We start from the raw sequence: 16101 nt of genomic DNA, 5'->3' as shown, positions 1-16101 counted from the left end.
TTCGCTACTTTTTTCTCTTTTTTATTCATTGGTGTCTCTTAAGGCAGGAGTGACTGCGGTTTTACAAAAGGTAAATTGTTTTTTTCGATAGTCAAGTAATCCGCTATCACGCAATTGTTTGATGACTTGTCCAGCAGTTTCTCTGGTAGTTCCGCTATTAACAGCTAACTCTTTTAGGGTGATTGGATAAGGAATACAAATGTGTCCATCTTCCGTTGGAACACCAAGCTCTTCTTTTAAAATAAATAAATTTTGTTTCACCCGATCAAATGCGCTGGAGGTTAAGCCAATTTGAATTCGTAATTCATGCATCTCAACAACTTTTGAAATTTTATGAATAAGTGCAATCAGTTGCTCAGAATTGTTTCGCGCAAGTTTCTCGTAAATGCTGACAGGTAAATAAAATGTATCTATGTCTGTCATTGCCTGTGCGGTATAAGCATAGGATTGCGCTTCAAAGATTCCTGCCATAGGAAATAGTGTACTTGCATTGACATAATCATAGTAGTAATAAGTGGCACTTTCATCATAACGTTCAAGACGAACGAGTCCTGTCGTTAAAATATAGAAGCGTTGACGTTCGTCGCCTTCATCAAAAAGAATCTGTCCTTTTTTATAGGAACGAAGGACAGTATGTTCCTTGATCAATTGAAATTCTTCGTCAGTAAAATGCATGAAGTCTGGTTGATATCTTAACTTAGAAAAATGGTAATCAATTTTAGTTATTCGCATGTCAAACCTCTCTCCTTATTTCTCACTACTACTATTGTCCCGTTTTTCACTTGATTTGTAAAGGTAAAGAAATAACGGTAATTGAAAGATAAATTAGTGGACAGATAAAAACTTTTGTTATTAAAGAGAAAATATTCATTAATAATCCGCTTAAATGAATATTAGTGGATTTGTTTGGCGTATATTGCATAAAAAAAGAAATCACTTCATAAGTAAACGCTAACAACGCTATTATTTCAATAATTTTTATCATATTCAAAAATATTTTTTTAGTGAATAAATATTTTTTTTAGAGTGTTTTTGTCTGTAAAGAATGAATAAAACTTAATAAAATGAAGAAAAACGTTTAATTATTTAATAACGGAATATTAACGTGAAGGATCTCTCATTTTAAATGCAAAGAAATTATGAAAAGGGTTACAAAATGACGGTATTCTATACATGTAATCAAAACGAAGGAGGCAACACAACATGGATAAACCAATTCACGTTTTCTCTGAAATAGGGAAGTTAAAAACCGTTTTATTAAAACGGCCTGGACAGGAAGTTGAAAACTTAACACCAGATATTATGGATCGTCTATTATTTGATGACATTCCATATCTTCCAATTGCTCAAGAGGAACATGACTTATTTGCTAAGACGTTACAAAATGAAGGCGTTGAAACACTTTATTTAGAAAAACTCGCTGCAGAAGCAATTGATGCAGGTAATGTGAAAGAGCAATTCCTAAACAAAATGTTAGACGAATCGCACATTGCATCAAATGCTGTGAGAGATGGTCTTCATGAGTTCCTTCTATCAATGGAAACACAAGAAATGGTAGATAAAATTATGGCAGGTGTTCGTACAAAGGACATTGAAGTTCGTTCAAACAGCTTGTACGACTTGTCAGCAGACGATGAATATCCATTCTACATGGATCCAATGCCAAACCTATACTTTACAAGAGACCCTTCCGCATCAATCGGAAATGGGATGACTGTCAACCGTATGACTTTCGAAGCACGTCGTCGCGAATCAATGTTCACTGAGTATATTTTGAATCATCATCCACGTTTTGCGAATAAAGGCGTTGAAGTTTGGTTAGATCGTGATACTACTGAACATATTGAAGGTGGAGATGAACTCGTCTTAAGTGACAAAGTTGTCGCAGTAGGGATCTCACAAAGAACCAATGCAAAAGCTTTAGAAACAATGGCACGTCGTTTGTTCGCTAAAAACTCAGGATTTGAAAAAGTTTTAGCAATCAAGATTCCTAATAATCGTGCTATGATGCACTTGGATACAGTATTTACTATGGTTGACTATGATAAATTTACGATCCATCCAGCAATTCAAAGCAAAAACGGAAAAATCGATGTCTATACAATTGTTCCAGATGGTGATGACATCAAGATCACGCATTCAGATGATCTACATGCAACATTGAAAGATGCTTTAGGATTAGATGATTTAGTCTTGATTCCAACTGGTAATGGGGATGCAATCGTTGCACCACGTGAACAATGGAATGATGGCTCAAATACTTTAGCTATTGCACCAGGTGTGGTTGTCACTTATAACCGTAACTATGTGTCAAATGAATTACTAAGAAGCTACGGTATCAAAGTGTTGGAAATCAATTCAAGTGAATTGTCTCGTGGTCGTGGTGGTCCACGTTGCATGAGCCAACCACTTGTACGTGAAGACTTGAAATAAGTTTGAGTATTCCAGCGATGGTCCTACTGTCAGCTGTCGCTGGGATTTCCTCTTAAATCAATGAAATTCCGTCTTAAATTATAAAAACAAACTAAAGGAGAATGTTTTATTATGAAAGAATCAGTATTTCAAGGAAGAAGCTTATTAGCAGAAAAAGATTTTACGAAAGAAGAGTTACAATATTTGATTGATTTCTCTCAACATTTAAAAGATTTGAAAAAACGTGGCATTCCACATCATTACTTAGAAGGTAAAAACATTGCTTTATTATTTGAAAAAACTTCTACACGTACACGTGCAGCATTTACAACTGCCGCTGTTGACTTAGGTGCTCATCCAGAATACTTAGGCGCAAATGATATCCAATTAGGTAAAAAAGAATCAACAGAAGATACAGCTAAAGTATTGGGTAGTATGTTTGACGGAATTGAATTCCGTGGCTTCAGTCAAAAAATGGTTGAAGAACTTGCTGAATTCTCAGGCGTTCCAGTTTGGAATGGTTTAACTGACGAATGGCATCCAACTCAAATGATCGCCGACTTCTTAACAATCCAAGAAAACTTTGGAAAAGTTGAAGGAATCACTGTTGCTTACTGTGGTGATGGCCGTAACAACATGGCGAACTCATTATTAGTTACTGGTGCTATTTTAGGAACAAACATGCGTATCGTTGCACCAAAAGAATTACAACCAGAAGAAGAAATCGTGAAATTAGCAGAAGGCTTTGCAGCTAAATCAGGTGCAAAACTAATGATTACTGACGATGTTGATAAAGGTGTTGACGGCGTTGACGTACTTTATTCAGATGTATGGGTATCAATGGGTGAAGAAGACAAATTTGAAGAACGTATCAAATTGTTGAAACCTTACCAAATCAACATGGAAATGGTTGAAAAAACACATAACACAGATCGCTTGATTTTCTTGCATTGCTTACCAGCATTCCATGACACAAACACTGTTTACGGTGAACAAATGAAAGAACGCTTCGGTATTACTGAAATGGAAGTAACGGATGAAGTCTTCCGCAGTAAATATGCACGTCAATTTGAACAAGCTGAAAACCGTATGCACTCAATCAAAGCAATTATGGCTGCAACATTAGGCAACTTATTTATCCCTCGCGTTTAATAAACCACATTCATCTCATGTACAAAACGAGGCAGAGGACGCGAGTGCTTGCTGCCTCGTTTTGTCATTGATTAACATTGTCTGAAGAAAGGGCGAATAATATGGCAAATCGAAAAGTTGTTGTCGCTTTAGGCGGTAACGCAATTTTATCAACAGATGCAAGTGCAAAAGCACAGCAAGAAGCATTGATGGAAACGGCAAAATACTTAGTAAAATTTATTGAACAAGGCGACGAGTTGATCATTTCTCATGGAAATGGACCACAAGTTGGTAATTTATTGATTCAACAACAAGCAGCTGATTCAGAGAAAACACCAGCAATGCCATTAGATACTTGTGTTGCAATGACTGAAGGTTCTATTGGCTATTGGTTACAAAATGCAATGGGTGAAGTGTTGAAACAAAAAGGTATTGACAAAGATGTCGTTTCATTAGTCACACAAGTTATTGTAGATGAAAACGATCCTTCTTTCAAAAATCCAACAAAACCAATTGGTCCGTTCTATTCAGAAGAAGAAGCTACTGCACAAATGAAAGCAGATTCAAATGTGACGTTTAAAGAGGATGCTGGTCGTGGCTGGCGTAAAGTAGTTGCTTCACCAAAACCAATTTCAATCAAAGAAGCACGTGTAATTGAAGCGTTGGTTGATCAAGGTGTAGTTACTGTTTCTGTTGGTGGTGGTGGTATTCCAGTAGTTGAAACAGCAACAGGCTTAGAAGGCCGTGAAGCAGTAATTGATAAAGACTTTGCTTCAGAAAAATTGGCAGAAATCATTGATGCTGATTTATTGATTGTTTTAACTGGCGTGGATAATGTTTATGTCAACTATCAAAAACCTGATCAAAAGAAATTGGAAACTGTGACTATTTCAGAAATGAAACAATATATCAGTGAAGACCAATTTGCTCCTGGTAGCATGCTGCCAAAAGTTGAAGCAGCTATTCAATTTGTAGAAGCTCGACCAAAAGCAAAAGCAATCATCACTTCTTTAGAAAACATTGAAAACTTATTGGCATCTGAAGAAGGAACGATTGTTGTTGCTGATTAATTTGTTAAGTCTTTCGTGTAAACGAAATGATTTATAGCTATTCTTGCCCAGGTGGAGTTTCTTCTCCTTTAGACCATCTGGGCAGTTTTTTTATAAAGGAGCTAGCCAGAAATGTTTTTTTCTGCTATAATTCAAAGCAGTTTAATACTTTTATGATTTGTTGAACAAGAGAGTACTTGTGCTGATTCTTGCTGAGCGAGTTCGGGTGATTGGTGGGAGCCGAATGAAGAAAACACAACGAAGCGCACTTGGAGAATTTCCGTCTTTGTGTTAATCAAAGCGGACGGTCATCTACCGATAGCAGATTGAGTAGGTCTTAATGGATAAGACAACTGGAGTGGTACCGCGGGTAATCTCGTCTCTAGCAAACACAGTAATTGTGATTGCTAGAGACTTTTTTTATTGTCTTCAACAATCATGGGAAATTTAGGAGGAACTTAGATGAATAACAAAGACTTAGTCGCAAAAGCCGTTTATGATGTAGTGAAAGACGACTTGACACTTGAACAAGTACAACAATTATTAGAAAATCCAAAATCAGCTGATCATGGGGATGTCGCTTTTCCAGCTTTTTCATTAGCAAAAATCTATCGCAAAGCACCACAGCAGATTGCAGCAGATTTAGCTGAAAAAATTGCACCAGAAAACTTTGAAAAAATTGAAGTTGTTGGACCTTATTTAAACTTCTTTATGAACAAAGAAGCAATCAGTCAAGCTGTACTTGAAGCAGTAGTGGAACAACAAGTACATTATGGCGATAGCACAATTGGCAATCAAGGTACAGTACCAATCGATATGTCCTCACCAAATATTGCCAAACCAATCTCAATGGGACATCTACGTTCAACAGTTATTGGAAACTCAATTGGGTTTATTTTAGAAAAAATTGGGTATCAACCCATTCGGATCAATCACTTAGGTGACTGGGGAACTCAATTTGGTAAATTGATCGTTGCCTATAAAAAGTGGGGTGCAGAAGAAGCAGTTAAAGCTGAGCCAATCAATGAATTATTGCGTCTTTACGTGAAATTCCATGAAGTAGCTGAAACTGAGCCAGAATTAAATGATGAAGCACGTTCATGGTTCAAACGTTTAGAAGAAGGCGACGCAGAAGCTATTGAATTATGGCAATGGTTCCGCGATGAATCAATGAAAGAATTCAATAAAATCTATGATTTGCTAGAAGTTCGTTTTGATTCATTGAATGGTGAAGCATTCTATAACGACAAAATGGATGAAGTCGTAGAGCTTTTAGAAGAAAAACATTTATTAAAAGAAGACAAGGGTGCAGAAATCGTTGATTTAACTGCTTATGATTTAAATCCTGCCTTAATCAAAAAATCAGATGGTGCAACACTTTATATCACTCGTGATTTGGCTGCGGCACTTTACCGCAAACGTACGTATGATTTTGCACAATCTCTATACGTTGTTGGGAATGAACAAAGCTACCACTTCAAACAATTAAAAGCTGTCTTGAAAGAACTTGGTTTTGATTGGTCAGATGAAATGCATCACATTCCATTTGGATTGATTACCCAAGGTGGCAAAAAATTATCCACACGTAAAGGCAAAATTGTCTTACTTGAAGAAGTCTTGAATGAAGCAATCGATTCTGCAAAAGAACAAATCAGTGAAAAAAATCCAGACTTGGAAAACAAAGACATTGTTGCCAAACAAGTTGGGGTTGGTGCAGTAATTTTCCATGATTTGAAAAATGATCGTTTGAATACATTTGACTTCAACTTAGAAGAGGTTGTACGTTTCGAAGGTGAAACAGGACCTTACGTTCAATACACACATGCTCGTGCAATGAGCTTGCTCGAAAAAGCAAACTTTGTTCCATCAGCTGATACACATTATTCATTAAATGATGAAAGTAGCTGGGAAGTAATCAAGTTGGTTCAAAAATATCCAGAAACTGTTTTATCTGCTGGTGAAAAATATGAACCTTCAATTATTGCAAAACATGCAATCAAATTAGCTCAAGCATTTAACAAGTACTATGCGCATACAAAGATTTTGGCTGATGATGGTCAAAAAGAATCTCGTCTAGCACTAGTTTATGCAGTAGCTGTTCTATTGAAAGAAGATTTACGTTTACTTGGCTTACATGCACCAGATAAAATGTAATTGAAACATATTTCTTAGAATCGAAAACAAAAATAAAAAGCAACAGACTCAAATGTAAAGTTTGAAGTCTGTTGCTTTTTTGATTATCAATGTAATAAATGTTTTTTAAAATAGAATTCGATTTTCTTTGCGTCTTCTTCTGATTCAGAAAGTACGATGACTGTATCAAATCCAGCAATGGTGCTAAGCATGTGTGGTGGCTTGATATCATCTAAAATGGAAGCAAATAAATGCGCATTGTCTGGTAAGGTACCGATGATTGTCAAAAAGTGGACACGTTCGACTTTTAGTACGATTTCTTCAATCATACGAATTAAACGTTGTTCTTCTTCATTTTTTGTTTCGTCATCGTCTTCACCATGAAATAAAACAAAACGGGAAAGACCATCAGCATCAGGTGCCTTGACGATTTTCAAATCGCGAATATCGCGAGAAATCGTTGCTTGCGTTGCAGTTACCTGATAGTCACCTAATCTCGTTAATAAATCTTCTTGTGTCCGAATGGGAAACTCTTCAATAATTTGTTTAATCAATAAATGTCGGTCGGCTTTTCGCATCGTTTTCTCCTTTACAAAAGATTTCATTCGTATCATAACAAAAAAAGGTAGGATTGCCCACCCGCTTTTTTTAAATCGAAAGAGTTAAAGAAGAAATTATAGTAGAAAATTCAAGTGAAAATAAGAATTTTACTTGAAAAAATCAAACGATTCCGTTAAACTAATGAATGTTGAGCAGAAAACTCTTTTTCTTATTGCTATGGATAAACTTTATCTGTATAATAACTAAGGATGCTTTTTGCATCAATAAATCCACATTTTTGTTGGATTGTCAGTAGGTGCTTGTAAAAGTTTGCTGGCAAGTTTGAAGACAAGAAGAGGAAAATAAAAAACCTAATTGGAGGAAACATAAAATGGCAGTAATTTCTATGAAACAATTACTAGAAGCCGGCGTACACTTTGGTCACCAAACACGTCGCTGGAACCCAAAAATGAAGAAATATATCTTCACAGAAAGAAACGGTATCTACATCATTGACTTACAAAAAACAGTTAAATTGGTAGATGCAGCTTATGATTACATGAAAAACGTTGCTGAAGAAGGTGGCGTAGCATTATTCGTAGGTACTAAAAAACAAGCACAAGAAGCAATCAAAGAAGAAGCAACTCGTGCAGGTCAATACTTTGTAAACCACCGTTGGTTAGGTGGAACATTGACTAACTGGGATACAATCCAAAAACGTATTAGCCGTTTGAAACAAATCAATGCAATGGAAGCTGATGGAACTTTTGAAGTTCTACCTAAAAAAGAAGTTGCTGGTTTGAATAAAGAACGCGAACGTCTTGAAAAATTCTTAGGTGGTATCGCTGATATGCCAAGAATCCCAGATGTAATGTACATCGTTGATCCTCGTAAAGAACGTATTGCTGTTCAAGAAGCTCATAAATTAAATATCCCAATCGTAGCTATGGTTGATACAAACTGCGATCCAGATGAAATCGACGTAGTAATCCCTTCAAATGACGATGCAATTCGTGCCGTTAAATTGATCACTTCAAAAATGGCTGATGCATTTATCGAAGGAAACCAAGGTGAAGACCAAGTGGTTGAAGAAGATTTTGTAGCAGAAAACAATGCAACATCAATCGAAGAAATCGTTGATGTTGTTGAAGGCGACAACTCTTCAGCAGAATAATTTTTGAATGATGGAGCTGTTTCAAAGGCTAGGCGACAAGCCTCACTCTCCTTTGAAACAGCTTTTTTTAAAGAAAAACACTACTAGGAGGACTATAAAATGGCAGACGTTACAGCTAAAATGGTAAAAGAACTACGCGACATGACTGGCGTAGGTATGATGGATGCGAAAAAAGCATTAGTAGAAGTAGAAGGCGACATTGAAAAAGCAGTTGATCTTTTACGTGAAAAAGGAATGGCTAAAGCAGCTAAGAAAAATGATCGTATTGCAGCTGAAGGTTTAGCAGCAGTTGCTGTTAAAGGTAACACTGCAGCAATCGTTGAAGTTAACTCAGAAACTGACTTCGTTTCTAAAAACGAAATGTTCCAAGATTTAGTAAAAGAAATTGCAGAATTGGTTGCTGAAAACAAACCAGCTGACATGGAAGCTGCAATGCAAATCAAAACTGAAAAAGGTACAATCGAATCTGAATTAATCGAAGCAACACAAGTTATCGGTGAAAAAATCAGCTTCCGTCGTTTTGAAGTAGTTGAAAAAGAAGATAACGCTGCATTTGGTGGCTACTTACACATGGGCGGACGTATTGCTGTATTGACAGTTGTAGATGGTACAACTGACGATTCAGTTGCTCGTGACGTTGCTATGCACGTTGCTGCTATCAACCCTCGTTATGTAAATGAATCACAAATCCCTGCTGAAGAATTAGAACATGAAAGAACTGTTCTAACTGAACAAGCATTAAACGAAGGGAAACCTGCTAACATCGTTGACAAAATGGTGGAAGGTCGCTTGAAGAAATTCAAAGCAGAAATCGCTTTGGTTGACCAACCTTTCGTTAAAGATCCTGATATGACTGTTGAAAAATTCGTAGCTTCTAAAGGCGCAACTGTTAAATCATTTGTTCGCTTTGAAGTTGGCGAAGGAATCGAAAAACGTGAAGATAACTTTGTAGAAGAAGTTATGAGCCAAGTGAAAAAATAATTCTGTTGAATGAAACAGATGGGAACGCACACTATTGTGCGCTCCCTTTTTTTAGGCAAATGCCAAAAAATGCAAGCATTTAATGGCTAAATCAACTAATTATGGTAAAATGGCAATAGAAAACATTGGAGGAATGAACATGGTCACACCAAAATATCAACGTGTAGTCTTAAAATTAAGTGGTGAAGCTTTAGCTGGAGATGAAGGATTTGGAATTAAACCTCCAGTCATTAAAGAAATTATTCAAGAAATCAAAGAAGTCCACGAGTTAGGCGTTGAAATGGCAATCGTTGTAGGAGGCGGAAACATCTGGCGCGGACAAACGGGTGCTCAAATGGGTATGGAACGTGCACAAGCTGATTACATGGGCATGTTAGCGACTGTTATGAACGCTTTAGCCTTACAAGATACATTAGAAAACGTTGGTGTACCGACACGTGTACAAACTTCGATCGAAATGCGTCAAATCGCAGAACCATATATTCGTCGTAAAGCAGAACGTCATTTGGAAAAAGGTCGCATTGTTATTTTTGCTGGAGGTACAGGTAACCCTTACTTCTCAACGGATACAACGGCAGCATTGCGTGCAGCTGAAATTGGCGCTGATGTTATTTTAATGGCTAAAAACAATGTAGATGGTGTTTATTCTGCAGATCCGAAAGTTGATGCAAATGCAGTTAAGTTTGAAGAACTAACTCACTTGGAAGTGATTGCTAAGGGATTGCAAGTAATGGATTCAACAGCAAGCTCATTAAGTATGGATAATGATATCCCATTAGTTGTCTTCAATCTAAATGAACATGGAAATATCCGCCGTGCAATTTTAGGCGAAAATATTGGAACTACTGTAAGGGGGAAATAAAAATGGCAGATGCAATTATGGCAGAAGCAAAAGAGAAAATGGAAAAAGCAGCACAAAGTTTACAACGTGAACTTGGACAAATCCGTGCTGGGCGTGCGAATGCAAGTTTATTAGACCGAATCACAGTTAATTACTACGGTGCACCAACACCTTTGAACCAAATGGCATCAATCCAAATTCCAGAAGCTCGTGTATTGATGATCACGCCTTTTGATAAAAGTATTCTTCAAGATGTAGAGAAGGCAATCATGGCAAGTGACATTGGTATCAGCCCAACGAATGATGGAAATGTTATTCGTTTAGTTATCCCACAATTAACGGAAGAACGTCGTAAAGAATTAGCGAAAGATGTTAAAAAAGAAGCAGAAAATGCAAAAATCGCTATTCGTAATATTCGTCGTGATGCAATGGATGCCTACAAAAAACAACAAAAAAATGGTGACATTACGGAAGATGACTTGCGCGGACTAGAAAAAGATGTTCAAGCGTTGACTGATGACAGCATTAAAGAACTAGATAAAATTGCTGGCGAAAAAGAAAAAGAATTATTAGAAGTTTAGTCTTCCAAGTTTTTTCATAAGGAGTAGCAAAATCAATCTTGGTTTTGCTACTCCTTTTTTGATGGAAACTTAAAAATTTTCAAAAAAACAAACAAATTTTTTGGAAAAAGCCAAGATTTCATAGGAAATAGAAAGAGATATTGCTATAATGTGTAGGATAGTGGGAATTTTAAGCATAGGAGGGAAAAGAATGTTACGTTTTTTTCCGCAAAAAAACAAATATATTCAAGAAAAAAGTGAGTTTCAATTTAACTCTGAGGGAAAGATTCCTCAACACATTGCCATCATCATGGATGGAAATGGTCGTTGGGCACAAAATCGCCGATTACCTCGAGTTGCAGGACACAAAGAAGGCATGGAAACTGTAAAAAAAGTAACGAAGGTAGCATCAAATCTGGGTGTGAAAGTATTGACTCTTTATGCATTTTCGACTGAAAATTGGAAGCGACCAACAGATGAAGTCAATTTTTTGATGCAATTGCCTGTTGATTTTTTTGATACGTTTGTGCCAGAACTTATCAAGGAAAATGTAAAAGTCCACGTGATGGGTTACGAAAACGTATTGCCAAGTCACACACAAGATGCTGTGCGTCGTGCAATCGATCAGACCAAAGAAAACACTGGAATGGTGTTGAATTTCGCATTGAATTACGGGAGTCGAGCAGAAATAGTGACGGCAGTGAAAGAGATTGCGACTGAAATCAGTAATCAAGAATTAGCTGTTGAAGCAATTGACGAAGAAATAATTGCGAATCATTTGATGACAGGTTTCTTACCAAAGGAACTTCGTGATCCTGAACTAGTCATTCGGACTAGTGGAGAAGAAAGAATCAGTAATTTCTTGTTATGGCAAATTGCTTATAGTGAACTTTATTTTACAAAAGCATTATGGCCAGATTTTGATGGCAATCATTTAGAGGAAGCAATTGCTTCTTATCAAAATCGTGACCGTCGTTTTGGTGGCGTAAAAAAATTGGATAAAAATGAGGAGGATCAATCATGAAACAACGAGTGATCACAGCTGTCGTCGCTTTAATTTTATTCATTCCAATCATTTGGATTGGTGGAATGGCTGTTGAATTGTTAGGAGCGTTGCTAGCAGTGGTAGGTGTCTACGAACTGTTTAGGATGAAAGGATTAACGTTATTAAGCTTTGAAGGAATCTTATCTGCTATAGGTGCGGTTTTTCTAGTGTTACCAAAAGAACGGTGGTTTTTCTTTTTACCAGAAAATACGAGTACATTTATGCTTTTTTATTTTGTTGTAATGATTTTATTGGGAACAAGTGTGGTATCAAAAAATACGTATACCATTGATGAAGCTGGATTTCCTGTTGTCGTAAGTTTATACGTTGGTATGGGGTTCCAGAATTTCGTGAATGCGCGAACTGAAAGTTTAGTTGTGTTGCTATTTGGCTTGTTTATTGTTTGGGCAACGGACATCGGTGCTTATATGTTTGGTCGTCGCTTTGGTCAGCACAAACTGATTCCAGCAATTTCACCAAATAAAACAATCGAAGGAGCTTTGGGAGGTATCGCAAGTGCAATTGTTGTGGCATTGATCTATCTCTTGTTATTCCCTGGAAAAGAATACTTCAATCATGGAACACTAGTTATGTTGTTATTAACCATTGTCTTCTCAGTAGTTGGTCAGTTTGGGGATTTAGTTGAGTCAGCAATCAAGCGTCACTATGATGTAAAAGATTCTGGAAATATCTTACCGGGTCATGGTGGAATCTTAGATCGTTTTGACAGTTTGCTATTTGTTTTCCCAATCATGCAATTGTTTGGTGTGATTTAAAAGGATGCAAAAGAAGTGTTTAGCTCTAATAAAAATAAATTGCTAGAAATTATTTCCCAAATTTTGAGAAATACAGATTTATTTTGAAGAAGTTACTTCTTGAACACTGTAGATAGAGTTGTGGCTTCAAGTAATCAGTGCTAATTAGAAAGTAGTAAGCCAAAATCATTTTTAAATCTGTCAAAAAAATTTTTTGATCCTATGAAAAGAGTAGTGAATATTGTCGCTGCTCTTTTTTGTTTTCTAAAGGTAGCTATTGGTGTCTGTGTCAGACTGTGGTAAAATTATGTTGTTTATCTTCACAAAAACTAGAATAATGCTAGAAAAAAGTAAAGGAGAAGTAAACTATGAAAACGATTCTAACTTTTGTCATCGTTTTTGGTATTTTGGTTATTGTCCACGAATTTGGTCATTTCTTCTTTGCGAAACGATCAGGAATCCTAGTCCGAGAATTTGCAATTGGTATGGGTCCAAAAATTTATGGACATCAAGCAAAAGATGGAACGACATATACACTTCGGTTATTACCGATTGGTGGTTATGTAAGAATGGCAGGTAATGGCGATGATGAGACAGAGATGGCTCCAGGGATGCCGCTGTCACTTTCACTCAATTCTGATGGTGTCGTAGAGAAAATCAATTTAAGTAAAAAAGTTCAATTAACGAATGGAATCCCAGTAGAACTTGTTCGTTACGACCTAGAGGACGAGCTGACGATTACGGCCTTTGTTAATGGTGATGATACTGAAGCTGTGACCTACTCGGTAGATCACGATGCTACAATTATTGAGACGGATGGAACAGAAATTCGGATTGCGCCAAAAGATGTTCAATTTCAATCGGCAAAATTATGGCAACGCATGTTAACTAACTTTGCTGGGCCAATGAATAATTTCATTTTAGCGATTCTTTTGTTCATTGTGCTTGCATTCATGCAAGGGGGCGTCCAGGTAACAAATACGAATCAAATTGGCACGGTACTTCCTGATGGCGCTGCTGAAGTGGCTGGCTTAAAAGAAAATGATCATATCTTAAGTATTAATGATAAAAAAATTGCATCATGGACTGATTTAACAAGTCAGATTACTGCAAATCCTGGGAAAAAATTGAATTTTGAAGTGCAACGTGATGGAAAAGTTCAAGCAATCGAAGTAACACCAAAAGCAGTAGAATCAAATGGGCAAGAAGTGGGGCAGCTTGGTATACAAGCTCCGATGAAAACCAGTTTTGTTGATAAAATCGTTGGTGGAACGAGACAAGCTTTCAGTAGCTCATTAGAAATCTTCAAAGCGCTAGGATCACTATTCACAGGATTTAGTTTGAATAAATTAGGTGGTCCAGTGATGATGTTCCAATTGTCCTCTGAAGCAGCGAGTCAAGGAATGATGACTGTTATTGGGTTAATGGCGATGCTTTCAATGAACTTAGGAATCGTGAATTTATTACCAATCCCAGCATTAGATGGCGGTAAATTGGTCTTAAATGTCATTGAAGGTGTACGTGGTAAACCATTAAGTCAAGAAAAAGAAGGCGTCTTAACTTTGATTGGGTTCGGTTTCTTGATGCTATTGATGGTTTTAGTAACATGGAATGATATTCAACGATTCTTTTTTTAACTAGAGTTGACAAATAGGGTATAATAACAAGCGATAACTATTTTGAGGATTAAAGGAGTATATAAAATGAGACAATCAAAGATGTTGATCCCAACACTGAGGGAAGTACCAAATGATGCCGAAGTATTAAGTCATCAAATGCTGTTACGAGCTGGCTATATTCGTCAAGTATCTGCTGGTATTTATTCTTACTTGCCATTGGCAAACCGTGTGTTGGAAAAATTAAAAACAATCATGCGGGAAGAATTTGAAAAAATTGGTGCTGTTGAAATGTTGATGCCTGCAATTCTTCCGGCAGAACTTTGGCAAGAATCTGGTCGTTATGACACATATGGTCCAAACTTGTACCGTTTAAATGACCGCAACGATCGCAAAATGATTTTGGGACCAACTCATGAAGAAACATTTACAGAATTGATTCGTAATGAAATCAATTCGTACAAAAAATTACCATTAAACTTGTATCAAATTCAATCAAAATATCGCGATGAAAAACGTCCTCGTTTCGGGTTGTTACGTGGTCGTGAATTTATTATGAAAGATGCGTATTCTTTCCATGCTTCAGAAGAAAGTTTAGATGAAACCTATAAAGATTATGAAAAAGCTTATGCTGAGATTTTCAAGCGTTGTGGTTTAGACTTCCGCGCAATTATCGGAGATGGTGGTGCCATGGGAGGAAAAGATTCTAAAGAATTTATGGCAATCTCTGAAATCGGAGAAGACACGATTTGTTATTCAACAGAAAGTGACTATGCAGCTAATTTAGAAATGGCGACCAGCTACTATGTGTCTAAAAAATCACATGAAACACAACTGGAATTAGAAAAAGTGGCAACACCTGATGTTAAAACAATTGAAGAGGTTGCTGGTTTCTTTGATGTAGAATCACAAAAAATCATCAAATCTGTTTTATTCATTGCAGATGAAGAGCCTGTATTGGTATTGATTCGTGGTGATCATGAAGTCAATGATGTCAAATTGAAAAACTTCTTAGGTGCTGACTTCTTAGAAGAAGCATCAGAAGAAGATGCGCAAAAATATCTTGGAGCTGATTTTGGTTCTGTTGGTCCAGTGAACTTAGCAGATGAAGTAAAAGTTTATGCAGACCGTCACGTTCAAGACTTGGCAAATGCGATTGCTGGGGCAAATGAAACCGGCTTCCATTACATCAATGTAAATCCAGAACGTGACTTTTCTGTTCTTTCTTATGAAGATTTACGTTTCGTCCAAGAGGGCGATCCTTCACCAGATAATAATGGTGTTCTTGCTTTCACAAGAGGAATTGAAATTGGACACATTTTCAAACTAGGTACTCGTTATAGTGAATCAATGGGTGCAACGGTGTTAGATGAAAATGGTCGCGAAAAATTCGTGATTATGGGTTGTTATGGTATTGGTGTGAGTCGTTTACTTTCAGCAATCGTTGAACAAAATGCAGATGAAAATGGTATCAATTGGCCTAAAGGAATTGCTCCTTATGATCTACATGTTGTTCAAATGAACTTAAAAGACGACTATCAAACAAACTTGACAAATGAAGTTGAGCAAACAATGATGGAAGCAGGCTACGAAGTATTAGTGGATGACCGTAACGAACGTGCGGGAGTTAAGTTTGCGGATTCAGATTTGATTGGGTGCCCAATTCGGATTACTGTTGGTAAAAAAGCCGTTGATGGAATCGTCGAAGTGAAAATCAAGAAGACTGGTGAAATGGTAGAAGTACGTAAAGAAGAACTTGCGAATACTTTACCAATTCTTTTGAACCAAGGCGAATAATTCAAAAAAACTCGAAATTCGAGAGAGACGAAGTCTTTCTCGAATTTTTTAATGTAAATCAAAAGAA

The 16101-nt window shown here is 36.8% G+C and carries 14 protein-coding genes and 1 other annotated feature; of the genes, 12 read left to right on the top strand and 2 right to left on the bottom strand.

The features are described 5' to 3' along the window. Window positions 1–21: 21 nt before the first annotated feature. Window positions 22–732, bottom strand: coding sequence for a Crp/Fnr family transcriptional regulator (locus tag JZO71_RS11670; protein WP_206899843.1), 711 nt, complete (start codon window positions 730–732; stop codon window positions 22–24). Window positions 733–1203: 471 nt separating this feature from the next. Here JZO71_RS11670 and arcA point away from each other — a divergent pair, with 471 nt between their 5' ends. The 4 genes from arcA (at window position 1204) to argS (ending at window position 6746) form a co-directional block, all read left to right on the top strand. Continuing rightward, window positions 1204–2433, top strand: coding sequence for an arginine deiminase (gene arcA, locus JZO71_RS11665; RefSeq protein ID WP_206899841.1), 1230 nt, complete (start codon window positions 1204–1206; stop codon window positions 2431–2433). Window positions 2434–2544: 111 nt separating this feature from the next. Next, on the top strand, window positions 2545–3564 hold the full coding sequence (gene argF / locus JZO71_RS11660) for an ornithine carbamoyltransferase (RefSeq protein ID WP_067484199.1): 1020 nt from the start codon (window positions 2545–2547) through the stop codon (window positions 3562–3564). 101 nt (window positions 3565–3665) lie between these two features. After that, a complete protein-coding gene (gene arcC, locus JZO71_RS11655; RefSeq protein ID WP_206899840.1) occupies window positions 3666–4613 on the top strand; it encodes a carbamate kinase in 948 nt (315 codons plus the stop codon). Window positions 4614–4764: 151 nt separating this feature from the next. Further along, window positions 4765–4979, top strand: a binding site (T-box leader). A 75-nt stretch (window positions 4980–5054) separates the two neighbouring features. Then, a complete protein-coding gene (argS, locus tag JZO71_RS11650) occupies window positions 5055–6746 on the top strand; it encodes an arginine--tRNA ligase (RefSeq protein WP_206899833.1) in 1692 nt (563 codons plus the stop codon). Between the two features lie 86 nt (window positions 6747–6832). On the opposite strand, the gene JZO71_RS11645 is transcribed toward argS, so the two are convergent. After that, the gene (locus tag JZO71_RS11645) at window positions 6833–7303 is read right to left on the bottom strand and encodes an arginine repressor (protein WP_206899831.1); all 471 of its coding nucleotides are present in this window, start codon (window positions 7301–7303) and stop codon (window positions 6833–6835) included. A gap of 353 nt (window positions 7304–7656) precedes the next feature. Here JZO71_RS11645 and rpsB point away from each other — a divergent pair, with 353 nt between their 5' ends. From rpsB to JZO71_RS11605, 8 genes are all read left to right on the top strand, one after another. After that, window positions 7657–8439: a 30S ribosomal protein S2 gene (gene rpsB / locus JZO71_RS11640; protein WP_067484207.1), complete on the top strand. Its 783-nt coding sequence runs from the start codon at window positions 7657–7659 to the stop codon at window positions 8437–8439. A 99-nt stretch (window positions 8440–8538) separates the two neighbouring features. Next, on the top strand, window positions 8539–9420 hold the full coding sequence (gene tsf, locus JZO71_RS11635) for a translation elongation factor Ts (protein WP_206899830.1): 882 nt from the start codon (window positions 8539–8541) through the stop codon (window positions 9418–9420). A 139-nt stretch (window positions 9421–9559) separates the two neighbouring features. Further along, window positions 9560–10282: a UMP kinase gene (pyrH, locus tag JZO71_RS11630; protein ID WP_206899828.1), complete on the top strand. Its 723-nt coding sequence runs from the start codon at window positions 9560–9562 to the stop codon at window positions 10280–10282. 2 nt (window positions 10283–10284) lie between these two features. Beyond that, window positions 10285–10842 (top strand): ribosome recycling factor, encoded by a 558-nt coding sequence (gene frr / locus JZO71_RS11625; RefSeq protein ID WP_206899827.1) that lies wholly within the window; start codon window positions 10285–10287, stop codon window positions 10840–10842. A 190-nt stretch (window positions 10843–11032) separates the two neighbouring features. Further along, on the top strand, window positions 11033–11845 hold the full coding sequence (gene uppS / locus JZO71_RS11620) for an undecaprenyl pyrophosphate synthase (protein WP_206899825.1): 813 nt from the start codon (window positions 11033–11035) through the stop codon (window positions 11843–11845). Then, window positions 11842–12642 carry a phosphatidate cytidylyltransferase gene (locus JZO71_RS11615; protein WP_206899823.1) on the top strand — a complete coding sequence of 267 codons (801 nt, stop codon included), beginning with the start codon at window positions 11842–11844 and terminating at the stop codon, window positions 12640–12642. The genes uppS and JZO71_RS11615 overlap by 4 nt, the downstream gene beginning before the upstream one ends. Before the next feature lie 347 nt (window positions 12643–12989). Beyond that, window positions 12990–14258 (top strand): RIP metalloprotease RseP, encoded by a 1269-nt coding sequence (gene rseP, locus JZO71_RS11610; protein ID WP_206899821.1) that lies wholly within the window; start codon window positions 12990–12992, stop codon window positions 14256–14258. Window positions 14259–14324: 66 nt separating this feature from the next. Next, complete coding sequence (locus tag JZO71_RS11605) at window positions 14325–16034, top strand: proline--tRNA ligase (protein ID WP_206899819.1); 1710 nt, start codon at window positions 14325–14327, stop codon at window positions 16032–16034. The last annotated feature ends 67 nt before the right edge of the window (window positions 16035–16101 follow it).

It is taken from the genome of Candidatus Enterococcus courvalinii (assembly GCF_017315945.1).
Classification (GTDB): Bacteria; Bacillota; Bacilli; order Lactobacillales; family Enterococcaceae; genus Enterococcus_B; species Enterococcus_B courvalinii.
Note: the sequence above shows the minus strand (reverse complement) of the source record. Positions and strands in the feature narration are given on the sequence as shown.

What these genes read in the sequence shown, in the direction of transcription:
- arcA (WP_206899841.1), top strand. Translation starts at nt 1,204, where the DNA reads ATGGATAAACCAATTCACGTTTTCTCTGAAATAGGGAAGTTAAAAACC.
- argS (WP_206899833.1), top strand. Translation starts at nt 5,055, where the DNA reads ATGAATAACAAAGACTTAGTCGCAAAAGCCGTTTATGATGTAGTGAAA.
- JZO71_RS11615 (WP_206899823.1), top strand. Translation starts at nt 11,842, where the DNA reads ATGAAACAACGAGTGATCACAGCTGTCGTCGCTTTAATTTTATTCATT.
- uppS (WP_206899825.1), top strand. Translation starts at nt 11,033, where the DNA reads ATGTTACGTTTTTTTCCGCAAAAAAACAAATATATTCAAGAAAAAAGT.
- JZO71_RS11645 (WP_206899831.1), bottom strand. Translation starts at nt 7,303, where the DNA reads ATGCGAAAAGCCGACCGACATTTATTGATTAAACAAATTATTGAAGAG.
- frr (WP_206899827.1), top strand. Translation starts at nt 10,285, where the DNA reads ATGGCAGATGCAATTATGGCAGAAGCAAAAGAGAAAATGGAAAAAGCA.
- argF (WP_067484199.1), top strand. Translation starts at nt 2,545, where the DNA reads ATGAAAGAATCAGTATTTCAAGGAAGAAGCTTATTAGCAGAAAAAGAT.
- pyrH (WP_206899828.1), top strand. Translation starts at nt 9,560, where the DNA reads ATGGTCACACCAAAATATCAACGTGTAGTCTTAAAATTAAGTGGTGAA.
- tsf (WP_206899830.1), top strand. Translation starts at nt 8,539, where the DNA reads ATGGCAGACGTTACAGCTAAAATGGTAAAAGAACTACGCGACATGACT.
- rseP (WP_206899821.1), top strand. Translation starts at nt 12,990, where the DNA reads ATGAAAACGATTCTAACTTTTGTCATCGTTTTTGGTATTTTGGTTATT.
- JZO71_RS11670 (WP_206899843.1), bottom strand. Translation starts at nt 732, where the DNA reads ATGCGAATAACTAAAATTGATTACCATTTTTCTAAGTTAAGATATCAA.
- rpsB (WP_067484207.1), top strand. Translation starts at nt 7,657, where the DNA reads ATGGCAGTAATTTCTATGAAACAATTACTAGAAGCCGGCGTACACTTT.
- JZO71_RS11605 (WP_206899819.1), top strand. Translation starts at nt 14,325, where the DNA reads ATGAGACAATCAAAGATGTTGATCCCAACACTGAGGGAAGTACCAAAT.
- arcC (WP_206899840.1), top strand. Translation starts at nt 3,666, where the DNA reads ATGGCAAATCGAAAAGTTGTTGTCGCTTTAGGCGGTAACGCAATTTTA.